General features: G+C 65.1%; 1 protein-coding gene. It reads right to left on the bottom strand.

Annotated features, from left to right (window positions below):
- Nucleotides 1–471 (bottom strand): hypothetical protein (locus tag AC1DO7_RS41495; protein ID WP_477117606.1); only part of this gene is annotated, 471 nt, incomplete at both ends.

Raw genomic sequence — 471 nt, 5'->3', positions numbered from 1 at the left:
GAAAGGGCGTGTAGGGCACGTTGTACTGGATGCATGCTTCCACGCTGTCGGGAAACGCGTTGATCAGCAGCCAGCCCAGCCACAGCGGAAGGGTGATGGGCACCCACAACATGCCGTGCGGCTTGGCCAGCGTGCGRCGCAGGCCGGCGTACCAGTCGCGGTAGGGYTGCAGYGTGGCCTGTTTSYGGYTGGGTCGGCGCGGTAGCGGCGGCGGTTCGGGCAASGCCGCAGGGCCATGGGCCATGAAGGCTTGCAGGTAGGACCACAATGATTTGGCCGAGCGATCGCCGTCGAACAGACCCAGGTTGCCGCAGGCCGCGCAGATTTCGGTCGACGGGTCCATCGTGTAATCGACCCCGATCAGGTACAGCGGATGCCGGCTGGCATAGCCACTGGCAGACACGATGGGGATGTAGCGCGGATGCCGGCTGGCATAGCCACTGGCAGACACGATGGGGATGTAGCCGGCCA

This window comes from Cupriavidus sp. 05N40 (genome assembly GCF_056397305.1).
This window is presented reverse-complemented; position numbering and strand designations above follow the sequence as displayed.